This is a genomic window from Paenibacillus sp. FSL H8-0282, from assembly GCF_037963825.1.
Taxonomy (GTDB): Bacteria; Bacillota; Bacilli; order Paenibacillales; family Paenibacillaceae; genus Paenibacillus_AQ; species Paenibacillus_AQ odorifer.
On record NZ_CP150146.1, the window covers coordinates 1,098,220 to 1,121,981 of the forward strand.

Annotated in this window: 21 protein-coding genes; 18 read left to right on the forward strand and 3 right to left on the reverse strand. The window is 44.0% G+C overall.

What is annotated here, in order from left to right:
* The first annotated feature begins 82 nt into the window (after positions 1–82).
* Together NST94_RS04690 and NST94_RS04695 are read left to right on the forward strand one after the other, a co-directional pair.
* Positions 83–1,981, forward strand: a complete 1,899-nt coding sequence (locus NST94_RS04690) for a sensor histidine kinase (protein WP_076147144.1) — start codon at positions 83–85, stop codon at positions 1,979–1,981.
* Positions 1,982–2,094: 113 nt separating this feature from the next.
* Complete coding sequence (locus NST94_RS04695; RefSeq protein ID WP_256717070.1) at positions 2,095–4,011, forward strand: sensor histidine kinase; 1,917 nt, start codon at positions 2,095–2,097, stop codon at positions 4,009–4,011.
* 10 nt (positions 4,012–4,021) lie between these two features.
* Here NST94_RS04695 and NST94_RS04700 read toward each other — a convergent pair whose 3' ends face one another.
* Positions 4,022–4,261, reverse strand: coding sequence for an NHLP leader peptide family RiPP precursor (locus tag NST94_RS04700; RefSeq protein ID WP_170914256.1), 240 nt, complete (start codon positions 4,259–4,261; stop codon positions 4,022–4,024).
* A 94-nt stretch (positions 4,262–4,355) separates the two neighbouring features.
* A complete protein-coding gene (locus tag NST94_RS04705) occupies positions 4,356–5,291 on the reverse strand; it encodes a hypothetical protein (RefSeq protein WP_076147137.1) in 936 nt (311 codons plus the stop codon).
* A 101-nt stretch (positions 5,292–5,392) separates the two neighbouring features.
* Here NST94_RS04705 and NST94_RS04710 point away from each other — a divergent pair, with 101 nt between their 5' ends.
* Complete coding sequence (locus NST94_RS04710; protein WP_076129272.1) at positions 5,393–5,686, forward strand: hypothetical protein; 294 nt, start codon at positions 5,393–5,395, stop codon at positions 5,684–5,686.
* A gap of 53 nt (positions 5,687–5,739) precedes the next feature.
* Here NST94_RS04710 and NST94_RS04715 read toward each other — a convergent pair whose 3' ends face one another.
* Positions 5,740–7,671 (reverse strand): glycoside hydrolase family 20 zincin-like fold domain-containing protein, encoded by a 1,932-nt coding sequence (locus NST94_RS04715; RefSeq protein ID WP_339281730.1) that lies wholly within the window; start codon positions 7,669–7,671, stop codon positions 5,740–5,742.
* An 84-nt stretch (positions 7,672–7,755) separates the two neighbouring features.
* Here NST94_RS04715 and NST94_RS04720 point away from each other — a divergent pair, with 84 nt between their 5' ends.
* The 15 genes from NST94_RS04720 to NST94_RS04790 all read left to right on the forward strand — a co-directional run bounded on the left by NST94_RS04720 (position 7,756) and on the right by NST94_RS04790 (position 23,734).
* Entirely contained in the window at positions 7,756–8,610 is an 855-nt protein-coding gene (locus NST94_RS04720) for a helix-turn-helix domain-containing protein (protein WP_038568894.1), read from the forward strand.
* 317 nt (positions 8,611–8,927) lie between these two features.
* Positions 8,928–10,574 carry an ATP-binding protein gene (locus NST94_RS04725; protein WP_076129270.1) on the forward strand — a complete coding sequence of 549 codons (1,647 nt, stop codon included), beginning with the start codon at positions 8,928–8,930 and terminating at the stop codon, positions 10,572–10,574.
* A 23-nt stretch (positions 10,575–10,597) separates the two neighbouring features.
* Positions 10,598–11,233: a response regulator transcription factor gene (locus NST94_RS04730; protein ID WP_036676623.1), complete on the forward strand. Its 636-nt coding sequence runs from the start codon at positions 10,598–10,600 to the stop codon at positions 11,231–11,233.
* A 265-nt stretch (positions 11,234–11,498) separates the two neighbouring features.
* Entirely contained in the window at positions 11,499–12,236 is a 738-nt protein-coding gene (locus NST94_RS04735; protein WP_076129269.1) for a Wzz/FepE/Etk N-terminal domain-containing protein, read from the forward strand.
* Complete coding sequence (locus tag NST94_RS04740) at positions 12,220–12,861, forward strand: CpsD/CapB family tyrosine-protein kinase (RefSeq protein ID WP_339281731.1); 642 nt, start codon at positions 12,220–12,222, stop codon at positions 12,859–12,861. Before NST94_RS04735 ends, NST94_RS04740 begins: the two co-directional genes overlap by 17 nt.
* 149 nt (positions 12,862–13,010) lie before the next feature.
* Positions 13,011–13,901, forward strand: a complete 891-nt coding sequence (gene galU, locus NST94_RS04745; RefSeq protein ID WP_042185171.1) for a UTP--glucose-1-phosphate uridylyltransferase GalU — start codon at positions 13,011–13,013, stop codon at positions 13,899–13,901.
* Between the two features lie 30 nt (positions 13,902–13,931).
* The gene (locus NST94_RS04750; protein ID WP_076129267.1) at positions 13,932–14,624 is read left to right on the forward strand and encodes a sugar transferase; all 693 of its coding nucleotides are present in this window, start codon (positions 13,932–13,934) and stop codon (positions 14,622–14,624) included.
* Positions 14,625–14,649: 25 nt separating this feature from the next.
* Positions 14,650–15,585: a glycosyltransferase gene (locus tag NST94_RS04755; protein WP_036676610.1), complete on the forward strand. Its 936-nt coding sequence runs from the start codon at positions 14,650–14,652 to the stop codon at positions 15,583–15,585.
* 9 nt (positions 15,586–15,594) lie between these two features.
* Complete coding sequence (locus NST94_RS04760; RefSeq protein ID WP_036676609.1) at positions 15,595–16,941, forward strand: O-antigen ligase family protein; 1,347 nt, start codon at positions 15,595–15,597, stop codon at positions 16,939–16,941.
* Positions 16,938–17,711, forward strand: a complete 774-nt coding sequence (locus NST94_RS04765; protein ID WP_036676606.1) for a WecB/TagA/CpsF family glycosyltransferase — start codon at positions 16,938–16,940, stop codon at positions 17,709–17,711. The genes NST94_RS04760 and NST94_RS04765 overlap by 4 nt, the downstream gene beginning before the upstream one ends.
* On the forward strand, positions 17,708–19,186 hold the full coding sequence (locus NST94_RS04770) for an O-antigen ligase family protein (RefSeq protein WP_076129265.1): 1,479 nt from the start codon (positions 17,708–17,710) through the stop codon (positions 19,184–19,186). Before NST94_RS04765 ends, NST94_RS04770 begins: the two co-directional genes overlap by 4 nt.
* A complete protein-coding gene (locus NST94_RS04775; protein WP_076129264.1) occupies positions 19,152–20,537 on the forward strand; it encodes an oligosaccharide flippase family protein in 1,386 nt (461 codons plus the stop codon). Before NST94_RS04770 ends, NST94_RS04775 begins: the two co-directional genes overlap by 35 nt.
* A 26-nt stretch (positions 20,538–20,563) precedes the next feature.
* Positions 20,564–21,421: a glycosyltransferase family 2 protein gene (locus NST94_RS04780; protein WP_038568901.1), complete on the forward strand. Its 858-nt coding sequence runs from the start codon at positions 20,564–20,566 to the stop codon at positions 21,419–21,421.
* On the forward strand, positions 21,408–22,595 hold the full coding sequence (locus NST94_RS04785) for a glycosyltransferase family 4 protein (protein ID WP_036676596.1): 1,188 nt from the start codon (positions 21,408–21,410) through the stop codon (positions 22,593–22,595). The genes NST94_RS04780 and NST94_RS04785 overlap by 14 nt, the downstream gene beginning before the upstream one ends.
* A complete protein-coding gene (locus tag NST94_RS04790; protein ID WP_036676593.1) occupies positions 22,595–23,734 on the forward strand; it encodes a glycosyltransferase family 4 protein in 1,140 nt (379 codons plus the stop codon). Before NST94_RS04785 ends, NST94_RS04790 begins: the two co-directional genes overlap by 1 nt.
* The last annotated feature ends 28 nt before the right edge of the window (positions 23,735–23,762 follow it).

Here is a 23,762-nt window from a genome sequence, read left to right on the forward strand (position 1 = left end):
AGGCAGGGATAGTGCGAAGCTTGTCGAAATTAAGAAGCATATATGAACGTTTAAACAACTAATGAATTACTGAGGTGCTACGATGAAGTTGCCAAAGCCCAATATAGCGGCTGCTTTTTTATTAATTCTACTGCTGACCGCTATGGTTCCTTTTGGTACGGCGATAGTGAGTGCTGAATCATCAGACTCTACGCTGCCCAATTGGGAGATTAAATTTGAACGTATAGAAATAGATCATATTGAAGAAGCTGTGGCAGCTCTTGATGAAGAATGGACTCGTGTTATGCCTCATGGGAAAAGCCCAGAGACTCCAAGTGGAGCAACCTCAGCCTGGCTGCGGTTTACTTTACCACAAATTAGTGATAAATCTGCGTTATTCATAGATAAAGTATATGGAAATAATGTTAAGGCTTATTTAAATAACGAATTAATATATGATTCCGGAAAAGATTTTAATTTCAATGGCAGTAAGGTTTTCATTCCTCTGTCCAAAAGTGTTGGAGGACAACAGCTATATTTATGGACCCATGGTGGCAGCAAAGACTTAGGGATCCACGGCGAAATAAGAGTAGGCCAATACGATGAGCTGTTATCTGTTTATGTAAAGCAGGGCTTAATGGATCTGATCATTGGAACGACGCTTATTTTTATTGCGATTGTACTGCTGATCTGCTCGCTATTCATGAGAAAAGGCTATTTTTCAGGCGGATTTCTATTGGTGCTGATTATTTTATCCATTGGCGTCTTAGTGGTAACGTATTCATCATTCCTGCCGACAATCCTCGGCGATTATGGAGAGATCGTACTTGTTTTCTTTGATGTAGCTTTATATACGCTTTTGCCATCCTTTACATTTTATTTTGAGAAAATATTTGGTCCAGGGAAAAAGAGAATCGTTACACGATTCCGTAAGTTTCAAATTGTCTATTCTGTATTTTGTTTTTCCCTAATGGTTATTAATATTCTTCTGTCCTATCAGTTGGATGACTTTTATCGATTGATGACTACGAGTGTGCTAGGTATTCTTATGATTGTACAAATTATACTTTTGATCAGCTTAGCTTTTATACACGCGAACCGTGGCAATGTAGATGCTGTTATTTTTACTTCAGGGTTCTCAATATTTGCTTTCATGTCTCTTAGTGAACTGGTCATGTTCTATGCATCGGGGCAATCCTATCAATTATATTGGTGGAAATGGGGAATGGTGATTTTCGTAATTGCCTTAATCGTCATTCTGGGAAGAAGGTTTACTCGAAACCATGAACAGCTTATTGAATATTCCCATCAGCTTGAGAAGTTCAATAATGATTTGCAGCGCTCGGAGAAGATGGAGATTATTAGTGAGCTGGCAGCTTCGGTTGCCCATGAAGTACGGAATCCATTGCAGGTTACCCGGGGGTTTCTGCAGATTCTTGGGGAGCGTTCAGATCAAAAGGAGCGGGAATATCTGCAAATGGCAGTGACAGAACTGGATCGAGCTACGCTCATTATTACAGACTTCCTAACCTTCGCTAAACCAGGACTTGAAACCGTAGAGCAGCTTGATGTGTCCGAAGAGTTGAGGCATGTGACGGGTATTCTTTCTCCGTTAGCGAATCTGCAAGGGGGCGTCATTGAACTTAATCTGCAGCCAGGACTTTACGTTACTGGATCATCTGCCAAGTTCAAGCAAGCGTTTATCAACATACTCAAAAATAGTATTGAAGCTTTAAAGGACAATGGGCTGATTAAAGTCACAGCCTGGAAGTCTGGAAAACATATAATAATCAGTGTTCATGATAATGGGGAAGGGATGAACCGGAATGAGCTGGCTCGGTTAGGGGAACCATATTACTCCAATAAGACCAAAGGAACGGGGCTTGGACTGATGGTAACCTTTCGGATTATTGAGGCGATGGAGGGATGCACTGAGTTTCGCAGTGAGAAAGGGGAAGGGACTGAAATTATAGTAAAAATACCAGAACTTAGAAGAATTTAGAAGTAATTTATGATAATTCCGTTTTTTAGAAGGAAAGAGTGAGGGGCTGAGCGAAGTAGTACAGACAGAATATTGTTTCTGATACTTACTTCTGAGGTGCATATATGCGCTTGATGATTAAAGTCCTACATATAGCAATAGCTCTTACTCTCCTTCTGATAGGATATAGTTCAATTGTTGTATCAGCAGCGACCCCATATCCATCCCAAGAAATTACCAGTTGGCAGATGAGATGGGGCGATGGAACCGAAAACAGCGGCATAGAGGTTCCACAGAATAATGACCAGCAGTATTGGATAAATGTGAATGCTACGAAGGAAATCCCACATCTGCCATCAGGCGTATCCACTTCTTGGACTCGTATTTCCATACCTAACTTTAGTTATATCTCCCCTTCAATCTACATTGATACTTTATATGCTCTTCATGTGAAGGTGTATGTGAACGACCGTTTGATCTTCGAGGAAGATCGTAATTATATTAAGGATAACTATTCTTTGTTGTTGCCTTTGAGTCAAAGCGATAGTGGGAAAACATTATACATTTGGACTGAAACGCTGCAGGATAGAATCGGAATTAAAAATGAAGTAGTGATCGGTGAACACAACCTGTTAATCAATGATTATATTAAAAATGGACTCAGCGATGTGATTTTGGGCTGTGCTTTTTTTCTTGTGGCTATCGTTCTATTTATAAGCTCTCTCTACATTAATAGGGACTATTTTTCCAGTGTGGCTTCACTAGCCGTTGTAATAGGTTCAACCGGAATTCTCTCGATAACCTATTCTCCTTTTATTTATACCTTTTACAGCGATTTAGGCGCGATTAGTAATGTATTTCTTGATTTGGCTTTATTCTCACTTTTACCGGCGCTTACTCTTTTATTTGAAAAAATATTTGGCAGTGGAAAATATGCGATCGTCCGTCGTTTTCGTCAATTTCAAGTCATTTACTCCTCATTTTGTTTGCTATGTCTTTTGATCAATTTTCTATCGAATAATAGCTATATTGAGTTTTATTATTTTGTATCCACCACTATTATCGGGTTCATCCTCATCCTTCAGTTCATCTTGCTGATCGTATGTGTGATTATATTTTCGCTTAAAGGGAATAGGGACGCTATCATTTTTGCCATTGGCTTTGGAACGGCTGCATTTACTGTAGTGTCAGAGTTACTGTGGTATTACATTCATAAGGGGAACTATGATTTATTCTTGTGGAAGTGGGGCATTGTTGCCTTCATAATCTCCTTGATCGTAATTCTGGAGCGAAGACTAGCCTATAGCCATCAACAGGTTGTTAACTATTCTAAAGAATTAGAGCGTTTTAACAACGAATTGCAGCGTTCAGAAAAAATGGAAATTATTAGCGAGCTTGCTGCATCTGTTGCTCATGAAGTGCGGAATCCACTCCAGGTAACTAGGGGGTTCCTTCAGCTGCTTAGCGAGAAATCCGTTGGGGAAGAGGAAATATTTATGTCGATGGCCCTTAGTGAGCTGGATCGTGCTTCCGGGATCATTACGGATTTCTTAACCTTCGCAAAACCGGAATTTGAGACGATTTCCAGTCTGAATTTGTATAATGAATTTAAGCATATTGAGAGTATTATGCAGCCACTTTGTCATTTAAATGGAGGAAAAATGATTCTCGATGTATCGGGCGAATTATGGGTGAAGGGGAATTCCTCAAAGTTTAAGCAAGCCTTCATCAACATTATCAAAAATAGCATTGAATCTTTCCGTGACGAAGGGTTTATCTATATGTCGGTGTATGCGGAAGAGGAGAACGTAATCATTCATATCAAAGACAACGGGGAAGGGATGGACGCGGATGTCCTGCACCGATTGGGAGAGCCTTATTTCACTAAAAAGAATAAAGGGACAGGTCTTGGATTAATGGTCACTTTCCGTATCATCGAAGCTATGCAAGGTAAAGTGAAATTTACAAGCAAAAAAGGAGTGGGAACCGAATCCATCACCATACTGCCATTGGCAGAAGCTCCGGATGATTCTCACTCCTTAGGGGGTTAATCTTGTTGTCTTACCACGAACCGCGTGGTGCTGCGGTTGCCTTCAATACATCGGAAGTAGGACTTGGTGGAATTACAAGATAGAATTCGTTGGAGCCTTCTTCAACGGCTTTCAAGGTAACGCTGTCGGGAATGATTACGCCTAATGCTTCTTGGAGAGCCGCTTTTGGGTCTGAGAGTAGTCTTTTCTTGAAACTTGGATCTTCCCATGCCTTTTGAATGACTTGATTTCTAAGAATTGCTTCTGACATAATAATCACCCTTCCCAAATTGTATATATTTACCTTTAATAATATAACATAGCAAAACTACTAATACTATTCTTTTTATTACAAAATAATAGAATTAATGTACATTTTTTGACAACCAATGATATAATCCTCCGTTTAGCAAGAGCTGCTTGTCCGCTTCGATGGAATCAGAGATCTGCTGTAAGTTACTTACTAGCATGGAATGGAACGCAATAAGATGAGGGGCATCAAGGTCGGAAGCTGTAACTTTGTTATGTGTGTCGTGTGCTAATTGCGTATAGGTATGTAGACCATTTGCAGTGAATAGATAAAATTCGACCTCTTGCGTAGTGAGTTTAGCTGCACTGCTGTTTGGCAGATGTTTGCGAGTTAGGGAGAGAAGACAATTATAGTTGCCCGCGGATAAATCTTCTTTCCAGTCCTCATAGTCATCCAGCATTTGCAGTGTAAGCAAAACCGAATGGATAAGTTCTTCAGCTTGCGGCACTAAATCACTCTTTCCAGACATCAGAAGGGCAGCAGTGCTGGATAGCTTGAGCGGACTGGCTTTATAGGAGATTTTGACCCGATCATTAAGAAAATAGTCACTGGTATTTTCGTTGCTAACACTATCTGCCCACTCCATGATATAACGATTAAATAAGATCCAGAAAGCGGATGGCTCCGGAAATAGTATCCGGTAGATATTTAAAAATTCGACATAAAGCAAATTTGCCAAGGGCAATTTTTCGTATGCGGAGGATTCTTGGCTGTCCATCAGGTCATCCTGTATGAAGAAATACAACATAAAAAAGACGTTGCCCATCGACATCTGGCGAGTAACCTCTGCAGAGATTCCGCATCCCTTCTGCAGCCAAAAGGGTAAAAGATAACATATGTAGTTTTTGTGGCTTTCAGCGTTAAATACGTTAAAATGCTCAAGATAGGACATGCCTTGTTGATTTAGAGGTTCTGGAAATTCGGAAATAATCCGTCTGCTTTCTTGGAATACCAAGCGCAGTTCATCTTCGTAGTCATTTAGCCAATCCATAACAATCCTCCTATAAAATTTTTACGAAAATGGTTCTTTTGCCCTGATTATAGCTTTCTCTTTATTCCATTACAACTAAAATTTAGGAGGTATTAGCAAATATGGAATGGTATACTTTCGGCCAAATGCTTATGGCTATTCGAATGGGCCAAAAGGCGGAAACACCGGATGGCCGCATGGTTATGCGTACCTCCACAGGACTTTTTTGGATAAACGGAATCCTGCAGGGAAAAGTGGTAGAAATTAAAGACTATCTGTTCTCTGACCTATGGCGAATCTATGAGGATCAGGAAAGCCAGCAGGAGGGAATTGGCAGGGAACAACACGAGCAACGTGAGCGGGAGATGCTTGAGAATCAATATGAAGAGCTGCGTTGGGCGAACCGAAAACGTTAGTTCAACGTTCGATTACCCAACAGCAGCTATATAGTGAATCTTAATAAGAGGGATTAGGAACTTACGGATGCGGAGAGCTCTGATTTTAATGCTTCATATTGACTCCGCAGGCGTTGAAGTTTCGAGATACTTTGCTCCAAGCCGCCGAGCCGGTTGCGTTCCGTCCACAAGAGACGATATTGGTGAAGGAGTACATCAAGATCATTGATTTGCTTTGTAATCAGCGCAGGATCAAGCGAATCTGGTGCTGATGTCAACTGTAGCTTGATTCTGCCAAGCTGCACAGCATGCTTCACGAAATGGATGCCATTACTCAGTTCTTTCAACACAAGAGCAGCATCCTCGCATTGAAGATCTAGCCCCGATAGCCGCGCCTCAATGGAGAGTAGATATTCTTCGATATGATTGAAGTGTTCCTCAGTAAGCTTCTCTATGATTAGGAAATTGTCCAGATGGGTACGCAGCAGCAGGGACATTTCTGCATCATTTGAACGGTTGATACTGGATTCAAGCTGATAGTAATTGCCGAGATCCAGGAGCAGTTGGCCAATTCCCTCAGAACGATCTGCAAAAATAAATCTATTTAAATACTGTGCAGTATCTGCTTCCAGATTATGATCTACACTCCAGGATAGGGCTGCGCCGTAGGCGAAGCCGGCATAGCTGACCGGCAGATGCTGCCAGTGTCCAAAATCTCCCCAATCCGTAATGAGATAACCGATAGCGCCGTTGTTTTTGCCATGAATAGCTGCACTGCGCAGGTTGGCTAACATATTGTCTGTGCGTCCTGTAATGGAGTTCCATGAGCTGGTGCCTGGGCAGACATAAAAAGGAATACCTGCTTCACGGAATTTGAGCGTATCGGACTCGAAGGGATGCTCCGCGCTATAACCCCATTCCATAGCAATAATATCCTTAGGAAGCTGAGGAATCAGTTCGGGATGCTGGATAATGATATCGCCCCAGAATTGCATCGTTTTGCCACGTTTTGTAACCAACTCATAAATTTTTTGCAGGAATGATAAATAGAGTTGACCTTTGCCTTGAGTTTCTGCCAGAGCTTTATTTTTACCAAGGCCGAGTTCATAGGTCTCATCGCAGCCTACATTAAACTGATTGGAGCTAAAGTAGGGCAGCAGATCGTCAAACATTTTGTCTAGCAGAGGTAGTACAGCAGGATCTTCGGTATCAAAAGTACCAGGGTGCATAAATAAGCCTTCTGGATAAACGTCCTGCGCATACAAATTCTTCGGAAGCATAAAGCCTTCGGGAATTTCAGCTAAAGCGTTGAATTCTGGACGAGAAAGCCAGCCCTCCATATGCCCAAAGCTATTCTGATTGGGAACAAGCTCTATATAACGTGCTTTGCAATAGGCATCCAGAAGCAGGATTTCCTCTCCGGTAATTGGGGTTTCAAGCTCCCAGACTTGAGGGAAGGATTCATAAGCGAACGGAGCACCTTCTATATATAGCTGAAGTTCATTCATCTTCAAATCAGCCATAAGGTCAATGATCCGGTACAAGGTTTCTTGCTTCGGGATTTTATTGCGGCTGATATCTATGAGCAGGCCTCTGGCTCCAAAATCAGGTTCATCGCGAATATGCAGCTGAGGTATAGATTTTCCACTTTGTTCTATGATTTGTTTCAGGGTTGCTGCTGCGTAGAAAGCGCCTACAGGAGAGCTATAGGAGACAACAATACCCTTCTGTTCGACAACAATCTCATAGGCCTGTGCAGATAATAATGGCACATAGTTAAAGTTACAGACAGATACAACGGTTGGACGTAAGCCAATGGATAAAGTCAGCTGCAGATTCAATGCTTGTGCAATTACTTCCTGTAGTTTTCGTGCAGCTGGCATGGCAGATTGTTCTTCCATATTAGGAAGCACGATGCTTCCGCTTGTTGGGAAATGGAAGGAGCCTTGTGACAATGTGATTTCACGCGGATTAGGGAAAAGCAGTAGTGTAGAATGATTAAGCATAGCGTGGACACCTCTTATTCATGTAGAATATGATCATCTTCACAATAACCTTATCACTACTAAACAAGGGGAGGAATGCCTATAATGTCCAAGCACATGGATTATATGATCAGTCCATATCCAATAAGAATTATTGATCCCAAGGTTGAATCCTCCAAGCTGAAGCTCAAGAATATAAGGGTGGGACAGGCAGGACATCTGCCAGGAAGAACGTTATTCCGTTCAGGTGTAGTTTTTGAGCACTGGGCCATTGTTTACATAGTGTCAGGTAGTGGCTCCTACATGGAGATTGGGGGAAAAGAGCAGCAGGTGCGTGAAGGCAGCTTATACTTTTTCCGCCCAGGTTACAGTTATAACTTTGGTCCACCACCGGGAGGCAGCTGGGATGAGTATTATATTAACTTTAATGGCACGCGTGTATCCGAATGGCTGGAATCGGGCCTCATAGCCGGGGGAAATGTTTTTCAAGCCCAATCTATAGTAGGTCTTACTACCTTATTTGAAGAAGTGCTGGAACGGATGGAGAGCGGAGAACCTGTAGATGCGGATCGGGCAGCATTATTGCTCGAAAGAATGCTGCTGGAGTGTTCTTTTATAATAGAAGAAAAAAGTTGGAATTCTCAGGCTGATTATATGCGTCAGATTCGGGAAGACCTGAACTTATGCATTTATGGTGAAATGGACCTAGAACAAATAGCGGCAAAACATCATGTTTCGATGTCTACGCTTCGTCGTCTTGTTCGGCGCAGCAGTGGATACCCGCTTCATGAATATATTCACCGTCTAAAAATGGCGGAAGCCAAAAAGTTGCTTTTCAACACCTCATTACAAATTAAGGAAATTTCTAGTATGCTTCATTATAATGATCCGTTCTATTTTTCTCGTTTATTTAAAAAATATATGGGGATCGCACCCCAGCTTTGCCGGAATAACATTTAAATCGAAATCATCCTACTAGAGTCCCAACAGCAATTGTTATAATTTGTATAATTGTTGTCGTTTTATAAGATATGTTGAAAATTATGGATTAATATTACATAAATACGTTAGTTCTTATTAACTATAGTGGATAAAATTCCAAATTTTAGTGATAAAACCTACTAAAAAAATAATAAATTTTTTGTAACTATTTTTCAAATGGAAGCGCAAACATGGGAAATGTCAACTTGTTATTGTGATTTTTCTCATGTATGATGCTTTTATCGAGCACAGTACAATCTTGCATTTTCCAAAAAACTGGAGAATAGGGTGGTGGGATGAAAATCAAACCAACTGCAGAAGACAAACTGATTGCGTATTACAGGTATTTTTCATTGTCCCTCACATCACTCATGTATCTTCTAGATCAGACGGGACCTTCCATAATTTATAAATCACTTATTATTGCTATACTTGTTATGTTTGCACAAACGTTCTCATTTTGTTATCGAAGGCTACGCAGCAGGCCGAAGACTCTCGTCCTGGCTGTTAGTATAGAGATGGTGGGAATTATCGCATTGACCTTGTTTACGGGTGGGTACGAAAGCTCTTTTAGGCTTTATGTGCTAAATCCTGTATTGATTGCTGCAGGCTCATTGTCCATTTATTTTGGATGGTCGTTGCTCTTAAGCTACATCAGTATTTTTGCGGTGCTCTGTTATTTTTTTATCAATTCTGCGAACAGAAATTTTCTAGAAATTGTATTTATAAATGGAAATCTGTTTCTAACACTGGTACTTACGGTTATAATAATGCAGATCGTTAATCGGATGAAGCGGCAACGTGAAGAATCGAATGCTCGCACGAAAGAGACGATGGAGCATATCAAATCCCTGTACCATATCGTGGAAACCTCAAGCCAACATGATTTCATGAATATCGGTCAAGTGATCACCGATTATGTTGTTAAGCTAACGAAGCTGGATAAGGCTTTGTTTTGGTTCGCCAAGAAAAGCGGAGAACCAGCTCCGCAGAGCAGGCAGACCGGCTGGCAGCAGGAAGAGGAACAGTTCCTATTCTCAGAACTGGGAAAACATGAGCATGAATGGAGATTGCAGCGAGAGCCTATTTTTAGAAATCTGCCGGGATTAGGAGATTTCCTGCTGATGCCTGTACGGATGAGCACCCGTTTTGTAGGGATGATTGGACTCAAGCTGGAGTCTACAGAGGGGCTGGAAGGCCGCAGATGGTATATTCAACAATTGATATTCTTATCTGAGCTAAGTGCGAATATTCTTGAAAGACATGAGCTTGGTGTGATCGAGAACCGGTTGATCATCACGAACGAACAGAACCGGATTGCGGATGAAATGCACGACAGTGTATCGCAGAGCCTTTTTGGTATTGTGTATGCGACGCATTCGCTGAAGGAATCGTGGAAGAGAATGTCAGATCATGAGCTAGAAGAACAAATTGAGCTTATTCATGACTCTGCTACAAAGGTTGCTAAAGAACTGCGGATCACGATCTACAGTCTTAGCTCCAAGAAGAGTGGCGGTCCTACTTGGTTGGGCATGGTAAGATCACATTTGAAGAGCTTATCCAGGTTAAATGATGTTGATATTGATTTAAAAATAACGGGCGATGATTTCAGTCTCCCTTATCCTTACCACAAAGCGCTTTTTCGGATTATCTCCGAAGCCACTGGTAATGCCATCAGGCATGGCGCTGCCAGTCGAGTGGAGGTAGAACTGTCTCTGAAGCCGACTTGGATTCGATTATTGATTTGTGATAATGGTGTTGGTTTTGATACTGATTTGTTATGGATTGAATCTGAAGATAGTGTAAGCGGACTTGGCATGAAGAATATGCAATATTTGACCCAGTCGCTCGGCGGCGACTTTCAGTTGTCCAGTAATGAGAGCACAGGAACAAGAATTATGATTTCGATTCCTGTCGGTGTAGCTGAATTAAAGAATGCATAAACTTTAGGCGGGAGGTCGTTTCTGTGAAAATCGTCATTGTAGATGATCATCCTTTAGTTAGAAGAGGACTGGCATCTGTCATTTCAATGCAGCCGAATGTGCAGTTTGCAGGTGAGGCAACGAATGGCCAAGAAGCGCTTCTTGTGATTGAGGAGACGCAGCCTGATCTCGTATTGATTGATCTTAAGCTAGCAGATGAATCGGGATTGGATGTCATTAAGACAGCACGTGCTCGTGGTATCGTTAGTAAGTTCATTTTGTTGACGTCATCTGCGAGCAGAGAGGATTTCCTGAAGGCTGAAGAAGTACTGGTAGATGGATATGTACTGAAAGAGGCGTTGCCTGAGGAGTTACTATTTGCTATCCAATTGGTGCACAAGGGAAGAAAGTATTACGATCCTGGTCTGATGGAAGATAAAATGCGCATGAGTGGAAGCAGCCCAACGGATGAATTGACACCCAAAGAAAAGGAAGTCCTGATCGAGCTGGGGCAGGGCGCATGCAACAGAGAAATTGCTTCACGTCTTTTCATTAGCGAATTTACGGTGAAAAAGCATGTCAGTCAGATTTTAGCAAAATTACAGGTGGCTGATCGTACACAGGCAGCGCTTTATGCAAATGCTGTCGGATTAACCAAATATGAAATGTCATACGAGTGAAAATTGAAATAATTCGTAAGCATTGTACATGAACACGGACAGGTTGTCCGTGTTTTTTTGTGCGTTAAAACTTAAATCAGCCCTATATATGGCACTAAAGTATACCTAATCCCCCTCTTAAGAGGTATAACGTCTTACTCCAAAGTGAAGAGGAAAGTGATGGTATGAGCCATGTGGCGAATGGTGTGGATTGATAGAATTAAAGCAACAACTGAAACTTTCATGAATGCTTTCAGAATGTAATTTTAGCGGAAGGAGGGTTACTGTGGAAAAGACGATTCTGGATTACATTAACCTGATTAAAAAAAGGTTTTGGCTCATCATGGTGTTCGTTTTGATCTCCTGTGCTACGACTTACTATGTTAGCAAAAACTTCGTTGAACCCGTCTATTCCGCTTCCGGACAGCTGCTTGTCAACAACATTGCCAAAGCTCCCGAGAGCAACAATCTTAACGATTTGAGCTTTAGCCTGAATTTAATTGAGAGTTACAAGGAAATTATGAAATCACCAACCATCATGAAAAGCGTAATAGAAAATCACCCGGAGTTTGGTCTCACGGCCGATGAACTAAGTCAGAAGCTTGAGATTAAAACTTCAGAGAAGAGTCAGGTGATCAACCTCAATGTTCAGGATGAAAGCTACACCAAAGCTGCCGGGATCGTAAATGCGGTATCGCAGACATTCATTCGTGAATTGCCGTCGCTGATGAGGGTAGACAATGTTACCTTGCTGACACCGGCCGATCCGACTGATGTTCCAGGGCCCTCGAACGGCGGGTTTGCGATGAATCTCATCATTAGCTTTGTTGTATCCCTTATGGCTGCCTTAGGAATTATTTTGCTGATGGAAACACTTAACGGCACATTAAGGTCTGAAAAGGAAGCGGAATATGACCTTGGTCTACCGGTAATTGCTTCGATCGCAACCATTCGCAAACGTGATTTGGGTAAGGCGGCAGGCGACACCAGAGTGAAGGAGGGTGCTTATGTTGCGGCTAAATAAGAGTCTGGTTACAGACGTTAATCCATCCTCGCATATCTCCGAATCGTTCCGATCACTGCGCACATATATACGTCAGCTTGAACTAGCGCAGGGCGGCGGAGGAAAAGTGCTGCTCTTTACATCAGCAGAAGCTGGGGCAGGCAAGACGACAATCTTGTCGAATCTCGCGGTTTCTTTCGTCCAGGACGGCAAGAAGGTAGCGGTGGTTGACTGCAATCTGAGACATCCCGGTCTTCACACCGTGTTTGAAGTAGAGGGGAGTGACGGGCTTGCGGCTTATTTAAGTGGGCAAGAGGAAGCAGATAACATCGCAGTCCTCGGAAACTTAGCCAATCTTTCAGTCATCCCGGCAGGAAAAACTCATGTTAGTCCGCCGGATTTGCTGGGGAACCCCAAAATGACCGCTTTGCTTGAGGAACTAAAAGAAAACTACGATCTGATCCTGCTGGATTCTTCTTCGGCAGTCGATTTCAGTGATGCTCGTATATTGGCACCTCAAGCGGACGGCGTGATTCTGGTGGCCAGATACGGAAAGTCCAAACGGGAATCGATTCGCAAAGCGAAGACGCTGCTTGAACAGACCGGCTCTAATCTAATCGGAATTGCCATGAACCAGGCGAAGTAAATGTTTATGCTTTCGAAGTAAGTTTTGCTCGAAGTCAAATCATTGAAGCTAATGCTCACAAAACTTAAGTTTATGCTTTCGAAGTGAGTTTTGTACGAAGTCAAATCATTGAAGCTAATGCTCACAAAACTTTTAGGAGGTAAAGTGCGATGAAAAAGGTAAAAAAAGTAATCATACCCGCGGCAGGACTAGGTACGCGCTTTCTTCCTGCAACGAAAGCCATGCCTAAAGAAATGCTTCCGATTATCAATAAACCAACCATTCAATACATTGTTGAGGAGGCTATTGCTTCCGGTATTGAAGATATCATCATTGTTACTGGTAAAGGTAAAAGAGCCATTGAGGATCATTTTGACAATGCGTTTGAGCTGGAGTCTAGGCTTCTGGAAGATGGAAAGCTGGATCTGCTTAAAGAGGTTCAACGTTCAGCTAAGGTAGAAATTCACTATATCCGCCAGAAAGAACCGAAGGGTCTGGGGCATGCCGTATGGTGTGCAAGACGGTTTATCGGAGATGAGCCATTCGGTGTCATGTTAGGCGATGATATCGTCACAGGAGCCGTACCTTGCCTTAAGCAGCTGATCGATCAATATGAAGAAACACAAAACTCGGTTATCGGAGTTCAAGAGATTCCTGATGAATTCACGAATCGTTACGGTATTATTGAACCGGATTTGCAGGACGGTAAATTGTATCGGGTTAACAATTTTGTAGAGAAGCCGCCACTAGGTACGGCACCTTCCAATCTTGCGATCATGGGCCGGTATGTGTTTACGCCGAAGATCTTTAAGTATCTCGATTTGATGGAAGAAGGCGCTGGCGGAGAGATCCAGTTGACAGATGCCATTCAGAAGCTGAATCAGAGCGAACGGGTATATGCCTATAATTTTGACGGAACAAGATATGATGTCGGCGAGCGGCTTGGATATATTTTGACAACACTTGAATTTGCACTGCAAAGCGAAGATTTGCGCTATCCGGTGATGGATGCAATGGCGGAATGGCTGAATAAAATGGGACAAACCAGCTTGAGTAGTTAAGTTGAGTTCGCAAAATTTTAGATGAGGAGGATGAGCATGCAAAAACTGCCGGAAGACTACGAGGCGGTCCTGCCGAAACTTTACATGCTGCATACCGATGAGAGAAGGAAAGAAGCAGAGTCCTATTTGATAATGAAACGGATGATCGATATCTTTTTTTCCGCTCTTGGTCTTCTCGTGTTAATGCCATTATTTGTTGTCGTGGCGATTCTGATCAAGCTGGAGGATCCGAAAGGAAAGGTGTTCTTTCGGCAAAACCGGGTTGGGAAGAATGAAAAGCAATTCCCGATGTATAAGTTCAGATCCATGGTCAGTAACGCTGAGGAGTTAAAAGAAAACCTGATGGCCTATAACGAAGTGAGCGGTGCCATGTTCAAGATTAAGAACGATCCGCGGATCACACAAATAGGGAGATTCCTGCGCAAGACGAGCATCGATGAGCTACCTCAGCTGTGGAATGTGCTGATAGGTCAAATGAGTCTGGTCGGTCCTCGTCCTCCGCTGCCAGAAGAGGTGGCTCAGTATACGGATTATGACAAACAGCGTTTGACGGTTACCCCAGGTTGTACCGGATATTGGCAAGTAAATGCCCGAAACAGTGTCGGCTTCGACGAAATGGTACAGCTGGACTTAACCTACATCCATATTCGGAGCACCATGCTGGATCTAAAAATCATTGCTAAAACCGGACTGATGTTACTCGGTTCAAAAGATGCTTATTAATAATGTGGAAATTAGGTGAATGCCGATGCGTGAATACGGAGACGTTCCTAAGCTTTCCATTATCATCTGTACCTACAACAGAGCACCTTTATTGATCAAGACGCTTCAGTCACTTTTAAAGCTGGATCACTTAGAGCAGGCGGAGATCATTGTTGTGGATAATTGTTCCAAGGATGATACTGAAGCTTGCGTCAAAAAGTTTATAGGAAAGCATGGAGCTGATGTGGATATCCGCTACATGATGGAGCCGATGCAGGGGCTTTCAGCGGCTAGAAATACAGGAATTCTGGCTTCCAAATCGCCGCTGATTGCCTTTCTCGATGATGATGCGATACCTTGCCAGCGTTGGATAACAACGATTGTCAGTACTTTCGAGAGTAAACCGGAGGTCATGGCTATGGGAGGCAAAATCGCTCCGATATTTGAAAGTAAACGTCCGGACTGGTTGATTAAACCCTTTGAGCTTCCGTACACGATTGTTGATTTAGGTAGCCGGATTAAGGAATATCCCAAGCAACTTCATCCTTGTGGGGCCAATATGGCGATGCGGAAGCTCGTATTCGACATCAGTCTTTTTCCCCTAGATCTCGGAAGAAAGGGTGATTCTCTGCTCTCTGGTGAAGAGACCTGGTTATTCGGACAGATTCAAAAAGAAGGGCATTCCATCCTCTACCATCCGGAAATGGCGGTTGACCATTTCGTGCCGGCGGCCCGTTTGACGGAAGACTGGATTATGAGGCGCTATTATAGCCAAGGTATCTCTAACGCTATGAAAAGCGAAGGACTAAAAGGCAAGCTGCTTCTAGTGGGAAAGACAGCCGCTAAGCTCGTGTATATCCTGGCTGATTCTATCCTCTCAAGAAGTAAAGGAAGAAGGCTTTTGAACAAATGCAGGCTGGAGAGTATTCGTGGAACGCTTCATATGATTCTCAATCGGGAGAGGCATTCCGCAGCGGGGTGAGGGATTAACATGACAAATTTTGAGTGGGGCTCCAAATTAAATGTTTTGCCATACGGGATGCTCTATCTCATGTCGGCCCTGTTCTTTGGAACGGCGGTCATCTACCAGCCGATGATTGCGATAGCTGCCGTGCTTCTGATTATTTTGCTGGGAATCTCGATTTCACGGCCTGAACTGATCAGTTATTTCGTTCTAATCACGACGGCAATATCGATTAACTTTTTATATGATGGCAGCATGTTCGGAATGGAGATACTGTCCCTTTATAAATTGGTTATCGTGATGCTGCTTGTTCCTTGTATTCTGGTCAATGGCTTGCGGTTTCGTCTGAGTCACCCCTTGTGGGCAATGGTAGCGCTGCTGGTGATTACCTTTGGGTCTTCGATCTGGCTGCCGGAAATGACCTCATCCATTGCAGTTAAAGCTTTTATCGGTCTATCCATTCCATTCGTATTTTTATTAATCAACTGGAAAAAGAATGTAGCCGAGCTGCAAATCAAAATTATCTGTATGCTTCCCCTTGTTAGTGTAGTGGTTGGTTTGTTGCTGCAGCTTGCGCATGTTCATAATTTTCTCAACATCGAGTATACAGGCGCTGTACGGATTCAGGGGGCTAATATTCCTGCGCATTTAGCGATGCTGGCCTTTATGGGAGTAGCGATTCCATTTATAGAGGTGAAGCGGAATCCGCAGCAAGCACGCTTTTTCTATATCATGTTAGTTCTAAATTTCTTTATCTTGATTGGAACAGGAACAAGAGGGCCTATATTGGCACTTGGACTTACCGTTCTCTATTACTTCTATGATATTCTCCGCCAATATTTGAAGGGCAGAACCTATCTGCTAATTCCGTTGATGGGTGCATTTTTCCTGATTATGGTCGCCGTTTTCTGGCAGCTCGATAATTTTGAGAAACGTTCCTTTGAGAGACAGACAGATACGGCTGTTGATTTATCAGGAAGGTCAGAGGCATGGGAGTATTTCTTAAACAAGGCTGCGGACTCTCCTTGGTCTGGTAGAGGGCTTGGAGCAGTGACGGTAGCAAATGATGGAACATTGTATAAGGGTTTTGTAGTTCCGCACAACGAGTATATCCGCTTTTACTTCGATGGGGGATATATTGGCGCTATTCTGTTGATGTTCTCTTTATTGGCTGTATTTATTCTGGTGTACAGAGCATTGGCTCCGCCGATCAAACCTTATTATCTGTTATTTATTGCAGCGTTTTTAATCTACTCATTCTCCGATAACACGCTGTCGACGGTCCAATTTATTATTCCGTTCTGTTGGTACCTGAACTGCCTGTATCGATCTTCACAGCCAACCGATTCCCCACAAAAAGAAGTGATACGATGAGTCAAGTGAATATGTTCGATGTCAATTTTGATAACTATGATTTCATGGATTTGCTTGATTACATTGATAAAACCATTCAGGAGAGGAATCAGTCTTATATCCTCACTTGCAATGTAGATCATGTGATCAAGCTTCGTAAGGATAAAGAATTTCAAACGGTATATTCGAAGGCAGGCGCAGTTGTTGCTGACGGAATGCCACTGATCTGGGCATCCAAAATGCTAGGCAAGCCGCTTAAGCAGAAGGTATCCGGCGCGGATCTATTTAATCGATTGGGCAACGCCTTTGAGCAAAGGAAGTACCGGCTGTTCTTCTTAGGCTCAGCTGAAGGCGTGGCGGAACGGGCAGCGATGAATTTGAAAACAGCACATCCCGGAATAAATGTGGTTGGCTGTTATTCTCCATCCTATGGATTCGAGCACAATGAGGAGGAGAATGAACGCATTATAGAAATGCTGACAGAGTGCCAGCCAGATATCGTGTTTGTTGGTGTAGGAGCACCTAAGCAGGAAAAGTGGATTTACCGCCACTATACCTCTTATCAAGCTCCGATATCGATCGGAGTGGGAGCGACCTTTGATTTTCTGTCAGGCTCAGTGAAACGAGCGCCTAGCTTCATGCAAAAAACAGGGTTCGAATGGTTCTGGCGGCTTAGCCAGGAGCCGGGCCGGCTCTGGAAAAGATATCTTGTGGACGATGCACAATTTCTACTTTTATTACTTAAGGAACTGCGTAAGCGGGATAAGGTGAAGGAAGGAGGCTTGGAATGAGTGTATTTACGCCCCCATCACTTAGGTTCATCAAGACAGTTGGATTAATAGGGGGGACTGCTGCTGTAGGTGTCTCTCTTCCGCTGATCATCGGCTTCTCCAGTGCGATGCTGAGTTCATCGAACAGTCTGCAGGGAGCCATTCTCTCAGCCATCCTATTCCCAGCTTTCTTGTTAGCCATACTTAGACCGAAAATGCTGGTTGCTTATACCTTGCTAATCTGGGCCGTAGCTCCAGAGCTGCGCCGCATTGCTGACTGGTCAGAAGGAGTGTATCACTCTGTATCCTTGCTGAGCTTAGCTCCCTTGTTAACCGGTGTAACCTTGATCATTCCGCTGCTGAAGGAGATTCATAATATTCAAAAAGCCTCCACGCGGATCATGTTAATGTTCGCAGTTGCGCTGGGTTATGGTGCTTTAATCGGTTTGGCTAAGAATGGCATGGGCTCAGTTTATGACTTAGCGAATTATATTGTGCCACTGCTGTTATTGCCGTACTTTGCCGTCACGAAGTTCAAGCCGAAGGATATCGATCGACTGCTTACCGCTTTTGCCAATATTGCAGTCCTAGTTGCCATTTACGGGATTGTTCAGTATTTGACGGTGCCACCTTGGGATGTGTTCTGGATGAAACATGCGGATATGATGTCCATTGGAAATCCATATCCATTGGAAATCCGAGTGTTCTCTACGCTGAATTCGCCCGGACCGGCTGCAACCTTCTTAGCGTTTGCTTTAGTTCCGATGATACTGGAGAAAAAATGGCGGGGAACATTGCGCTGGATCGGCGTTCTGCTAGTTGTAATCTGCCTGCTGACTACTTTGGTACGTGCGGCATGGCTGATACTCCTGGTGATGCTGCTCATGTATATTGGAACCTCTCCTTCTAAGGGAAAGTGGAAAACCTTGATCCAATTAGTTTTTGTGGCTGCTGCGTTGTTCTGGGTTGTGCCGAAATTGCCTGGTGCCGAAGGACTGGTTGCTCGGGTAGAGACACTTTCTTCTGTTCAAGAAGATCACTCTTATAATGAACGGCTAAGCTTATGGCAAAACATGCTGCCGATGGTTGCCGCCAATCCAGTAGGTCAGGGAATTGGTAGTGTAGGCCAAGGGACTAAGCTTGGTAATGACGGCGAGCTTGGAGAGTACGGAATTATGGATAACGGAGTTATCGCTTTACTGCTTACCTTTGGTGTTCTGGGTGCTGTTTTCTTCTTCGGAGCTTTAGGCGCAGTTGTCAAACAGATATTCGCTAGAGTAATCAGCAGGGACCAATTGCAGCCCTACGCCCGACTTGCGTTAGCTACTTGGACCGGTGCGATTGTCAGTCTAGTTTCAGATAATGGGTTTCCCGGACTCAAGGGATACTTAATCTGGATGCTGATCGGTCTTGGCCTCAGCGCAAGGGAGATTACTCAAAGTAGAAGGAAGGGAACACCGTATGCAGCAGTTGAATGCAAAATCTCTCCCCGCTAGAACAATCTGGTCATCTTTTAGATTGTTCGCCAAGAGCAAGGACAACAGCTCGGCAGCCGTAAAAACTATGTTTGTCAGTGTCATGATCCTATTGATTAACATGTTAACTGGTGTACTGACCGCACGTTATCTTGGACCGACAGGTCGTGGGGAACAGACGGCAATGATTAACTGGTCACAGTTTCTGGCGTTTAGCATGAGCTTTGGCATTCCTTCAGCTCTCATCTATAACGCTAAGAAAAATCCGGAGGATGCCGGAGTGCTTTATCGTATGGCATTGCTGCTCGGTACCATTTTTGGAGTCATAGCGATGATTATAGGTATCGTGGTCTTGCCTTATTGGCTGAAATCCTTCAGTCCGGAGGTCGTGACCTTTGCTCAGTGGTCTATGATTCTGTGTCCGATTATAGTGATCTCTCAAATTAACAATGCAGCTTTTCAATTCAGAGGTGAATACAAGAGGTTTAATTGGATTCGCTATCTAGTGCCGTTGCTTACACTGACGATGATCGGGATATTGATCGCGCTGGATCAGATGAATCCATTTACAACTGCAGTTGCCTATCTTCTTCCGGGAGCGCCGCTGTTTATCGGAATGACGATTTCCTTGCTTCGTACCTATAAGGTGAAGATGAGAGGGGCCTATCAGAATTTAAAAAGATTGTTTACTTACGGACTTGGTTCCTACGGCAATGACTTGCTTGGCAATTTCTCTACCTATATCGATCAGATCGTTATTGCCGGTTTGTTAAGACCTGCTGATTTGGGGCTGTATGTAGTGGCTGTGAGTCTATCACGAATGGTTAATTTTTTCTCAAGCTCAATTACGATCGTGTTGTTTCCTAAGGCTTCTGAGCTGTCCAAAGAACAGGCAGTTGAGTTAACATTCAAAGCCTTCCGAATAAGTACGACCTTCACCATGCTTGGCGGGGTATTCCTGATGCTCTTAGCCCCTTTAGTAATTCCGTTGATGTACGGCAAAGACTTCAATGCGGCATTAACCGTGTTTCGCTTATTGCTCCTTGAAGTGACCATTAGCGGAGGGACGATCATTCTGGCGCAGGCATTTATGGCGTTAGGCAAGCCAAAAGTGGTTTCGATGCTTCAAGGTTTCGGCTTACTTTTGGTTATCCCAATGTTGTTCCTGCTCATCCCTAAATTTGGCTTACTCGGAGCAGGGATAGCGATGTTGTCATCAGCAATCCTGCGATTTTTCTTCATTGTTCTCAATATAAAGTACACCTTAAAAGTTAAACTTCCGCGGTTGCTCATTACCCGGGAGGACATTCAGTGGATGAAGACGACGATGAATTCTTACATTCGCAAGAAACCTATGGATATGAATGGATAATGCGAAAGATAAAGGAGGAAACCTTCATGGATTCAGTAAAAAGCGTGGTAGGCGGCCAAGGCAATTATCCAATATCGGCTGTCATCATCGCTCAGGATGACGAAGTTCGAATATCTAAGGCCATACAATCCTGCAGGTTATTCGCCGACGAGGTGGTTGTGATTGACGGAGGCAGCAAAGACGGGACAGTACAGCTTTCTGAAAGCTTGAATTGTCGTGTATACGTCAACCCTTGGCCCGGATATGCGAAACAGAGGGAGTTCGGAGTAGAACGCGCGGTTCATGATTGGGTCTTCCTTATTGATACTGACGAAGTGGTCAGCGACGAGTTGGCCGCGAGTATTCTTGAACTGAAACCGGGGCTTATGGATCAATCGGTTGCCTATTCTATCTACCGGATTGGCGATTTTATGGGCAGATGGCTGGATCGTGGCGAATATCTAGTGCGCCTTTACAACCGCAAAGCGTATGGAATTCGAAATAGCTTGGTGCACGAGATGCCCGAGGTCTCTGAAGAGCGAACCATACGTTTGACAGGAACCCTCTGGCATTATGGTTACCGCAGTATTAACGATCATGTGGCACGTTTCAATAAGTACACTGACTTGGAAGCTGAAAGTGCGTATGCCAAGGGCAAACGATTTCGGGTCAGTCATCTGCTGTTAAGACCACCAGCCCGTTTCCTGCAAAAGTATTTCTTACACGGGTTGTTCAAGAAGGGAATGTCAGGTTTCGGAGTATCCGTATTCTGGGTCATGTATGAATTCATGGTCGGCTTCAAGCATTACGAATTAATTAGATCGGGAAAGCTGACTCAGCACAATGCGAAGACGAGTCAGACCGAGAAGGAGAATAAAGGAGAGAGAAGCTATGCCGTACAGTGACGGATTGAACATTATGACGACAGGCCTTAGCTGGCCGTCGCTACAGCCGGGTGGGCTTAACACGTATTTCAAATCCGTTTGCGAGCAACTCTCCTCACGTAATCGGGTGCATGCGCTGATTTGCAGTCAAGAGACGCCTGCTACCCCTGAGGAATTGATTATTCACAATGCCGGAGATCCAAAAGATGGGATCTGGAAACGTAAGGATGCTTTCCAGCGTAAGGCGGCCGATCTGATGGGAGAGGGCAGTGGCCGTATAGATATTTTATACACTCACTTTGCTCCTTATGGTATTGGTCCAGCCTTGGAAGCAAAGAAACGTGGGATTCCTGTAGTGATGACTTTTCATGGCCCATGGAATGAAGAAATGAAAATCGAAGGCCAAGGCATTAAGCACCGGGTCAAAACAACCATCGCCAAATCCATTGAACATAGAGCCTATAAGCTTGCGGATAAGTTCATCGTGCTTAGTGAGACGTTCCGCGATATTCTCCATAAGCTGCACGGAGTGCCACTACACAAAATTATTGTGATTCCAGGCGCAGCTAATGTGGAACGTTTTATTCCCGCTACGAATCGATTGGCGATTCGCCGGACCTTGAATTTACCTGAGGGAGCAACAACCGTGCTGACTGTCCGGCGTTTGGTCAATCGGATGGGACTACTCCAGCTGCTTGAAGCCTGGAAGCAAGTTGCCGAGCGATTCCCAAATGCAATTCTGCTGATTGGTGGTAAAGGGCCGTTGCGGGGGGAACTGGAAGAAAAAATCGCCGACTATGGCTTAAGCAACAAGGTAAGACTGCTAGGCTACATTCCTGATCATGAACTGGCCTCTTATTATCAGGCAGCGGACATGTTCGTGGTTCCCTCACAGGCATTGGAGGGCTTTGGTTTGATAACCGTTGAAGCCTTATCTTCAGGATTGCCAGTGATGGCTACACCGATTGGCGGCAATAAGGAAATTTTGCAAGGCTTCCGGCCGGAGCTGCTATTTAAGAGTTCAAGTAGCGACCACATGGCTGAAGGCATGATCCATATGCTTAGCAATCGAAAACTGCTTCCGAGCCGGGATGAATGTAGGGAGCATGTACTGGAGAGATATACCTGGGAGCATGTTACGGATCAAGTAGAATCCGTGTTCCTACAAGCTTTAGGAGAGGAGGTGACCACGTAATGCTTAGAGTGGCTTATATAGATCACACTGCTAAATGGAGTGGTGGAGAAGTTGCCCTGTTTAACATCCTTACCCATATTGGAGAACAGATCGATCCCCTGGTAATCCTGGCTGAGGATGGTGCCCTGGCTGAACGGCTACGTGAAAAAGGAATGGATGTCCGTATTATTCCGCTGGATGAGAGCATCAGAAGTCGTGGTAGAAATGCAGTCAACTTGGGAGCACCTGCTGCAGCCTTCAAGCTGTTGGCTTATGGCCGCAAGCTTGCGCCGCTTTTAAAAGCGGAGAAGGTAGATTGCGTGCACACCAATTCCCTGAAATCTGCATTATACGGAGCCATCGCTGCAAAAATAGCGGGCGTTCCATTGATCTGGCACATCCGGGATCATATTGGAGCTCCTTATTTAAAGCCAATCGTTGCCAAAGGAATTCGTTTGCTGTCGCGTCTGCTCCCCAATGGAGTCATCGCAAATTCACATTCTACGCTGAATGCTTTGGAGCTGCCGCGTTCGAAAAAAACGCTGGTCGTATACTCTGCTTTCGCTAAAGCGATTGGTAATGGGATCGGTATGCGGGACCAGAAGGATTTTAACGTACTGCTAGTTGGTCGATTGGCGCATTGGAAAGGTCAGCATATTGTGCTGGAAGCCGCAAAAAGCTTTAAGAACGAACCTCGTGTGAAATTCTGGCTGGCCGGAGACGCTCTGTTTGGAGAAGAGGCTTATAAGCAGGAATTGCTGCAAAAGATAAAAAACGACGAGCTTACTAATGTAAGCATGCTAGGGCATGTGGATGATATTCAAGGCCTTATGAATACTGCTGATTTACTGATTCACACTTCGGTAACTCCTGAGCCTTTTGGCCAAGTTATCGTTGAAGGAATGGCAGCGGGATTGCCGGTGATCGCCTCCAATGAAGGCGGGCCGGTAGAAATTGTAGTTCAAGGTGAGACAGGGCTACTGATAGAGCCTGGTGACGCGGCGATACTGGCAGACTCCATTAAATGGATGCTGGATCACCCAGAGGAAAGACGGCGGATGGCGGACAATGGGATGAAACGAGTGAAAGAGCATTTTGTTATCGAGAATACGGTCAAGGACATCGTTGACTACTATAAAGGTTTGTTGGCGGGCACCTGACAGATGAGATGACGCGGTAATTCTGAAG

Bases quoted from the DNA above. Each gene is read 5' to 3' on its own strand.
- NST94_RS04690 (WP_076147144.1), top strand. From the start codon at position 83: ATGAAGTTGCCAAAGCCCAATATAGCGGCTGCTTTTTTATTAATTCTA.
- NST94_RS04695 (WP_256717070.1), top strand. From the start codon at position 2,095: ATGATTAAAGTCCTACATATAGCAATAGCTCTTACTCTCCTTCTGATA.
- NST94_RS04700 (WP_170914256.1), bottom strand. From the start codon at position 4,261: ATGTCAGAAGCAATTCTTAGAAATCAAGTCATTCAAAAGGCATGGGAA.
- NST94_RS04705 (WP_076147137.1), bottom strand. From the start codon at position 5,291: ATGGATTGGCTAAATGACTACGAAGATGAACTGCGCTTGGTATTCCAA.
- NST94_RS04710 (WP_076129272.1), top strand. From the start codon at position 5,393: ATGGAATGGTATACTTTCGGCCAAATGCTTATGGCTATTCGAATGGGC.
- NST94_RS04715 (WP_339281730.1), bottom strand. From the start codon at position 7,671: ATGCTTAATCATTCTACACTACTGCTTTTCCCTAATCCGCGTGAAATC.
- NST94_RS04720 (WP_038568894.1), top strand. From the start codon at position 7,756: ATGTCCAAGCACATGGATTATATGATCAGTCCATATCCAATAAGAATT.
- NST94_RS04725 (WP_076129270.1), top strand. From the start codon at position 8,928: ATGAAAATCAAACCAACTGCAGAAGACAAACTGATTGCGTATTACAGG.
- NST94_RS04740 (WP_339281731.1), top strand. From the start codon at position 12,220: ATGTTGCGGCTAAATAAGAGTCTGGTTACAGACGTTAATCCATCCTCG.
- galU (WP_042185171.1), top strand. From the start codon at position 13,011: ATGAAAAAGGTAAAAAAAGTAATCATACCCGCGGCAGGACTAGGTACG.
- NST94_RS04750 (WP_076129267.1), top strand. From the start codon at position 13,932: ATGAGCATGCAAAAACTGCCGGAAGACTACGAGGCGGTCCTGCCGAAA.
- NST94_RS04755 (WP_036676610.1), top strand. From the start codon at position 14,650: ATGCGTGAATACGGAGACGTTCCTAAGCTTTCCATTATCATCTGTACC.
- NST94_RS04760 (WP_036676609.1), top strand. From the start codon at position 15,595: ATGACAAATTTTGAGTGGGGCTCCAAATTAAATGTTTTGCCATACGGG.
- NST94_RS04765 (WP_036676606.1), top strand. From the start codon at position 16,938: ATGAGTCAAGTGAATATGTTCGATGTCAATTTTGATAACTATGATTTC.
- NST94_RS04770 (WP_076129265.1), top strand. From the start codon at position 17,708: ATGAGTGTATTTACGCCCCCATCACTTAGGTTCATCAAGACAGTTGGA.
- NST94_RS04775 (WP_076129264.1), top strand. From the start codon at position 19,152: ATGCAGCAGTTGAATGCAAAATCTCTCCCCGCTAGAACAATCTGGTCA.
- NST94_RS04780 (WP_038568901.1), top strand. From the start codon at position 20,564: ATGGATTCAGTAAAAAGCGTGGTAGGCGGCCAAGGCAATTATCCAATA.
- NST94_RS04785 (WP_036676596.1), top strand. From the start codon at position 21,408: ATGCCGTACAGTGACGGATTGAACATTATGACGACAGGCCTTAGCTGG.
- NST94_RS04790 (WP_036676593.1), top strand. From the start codon at position 22,595: ATGCTTAGAGTGGCTTATATAGATCACACTGCTAAATGGAGTGGTGGA.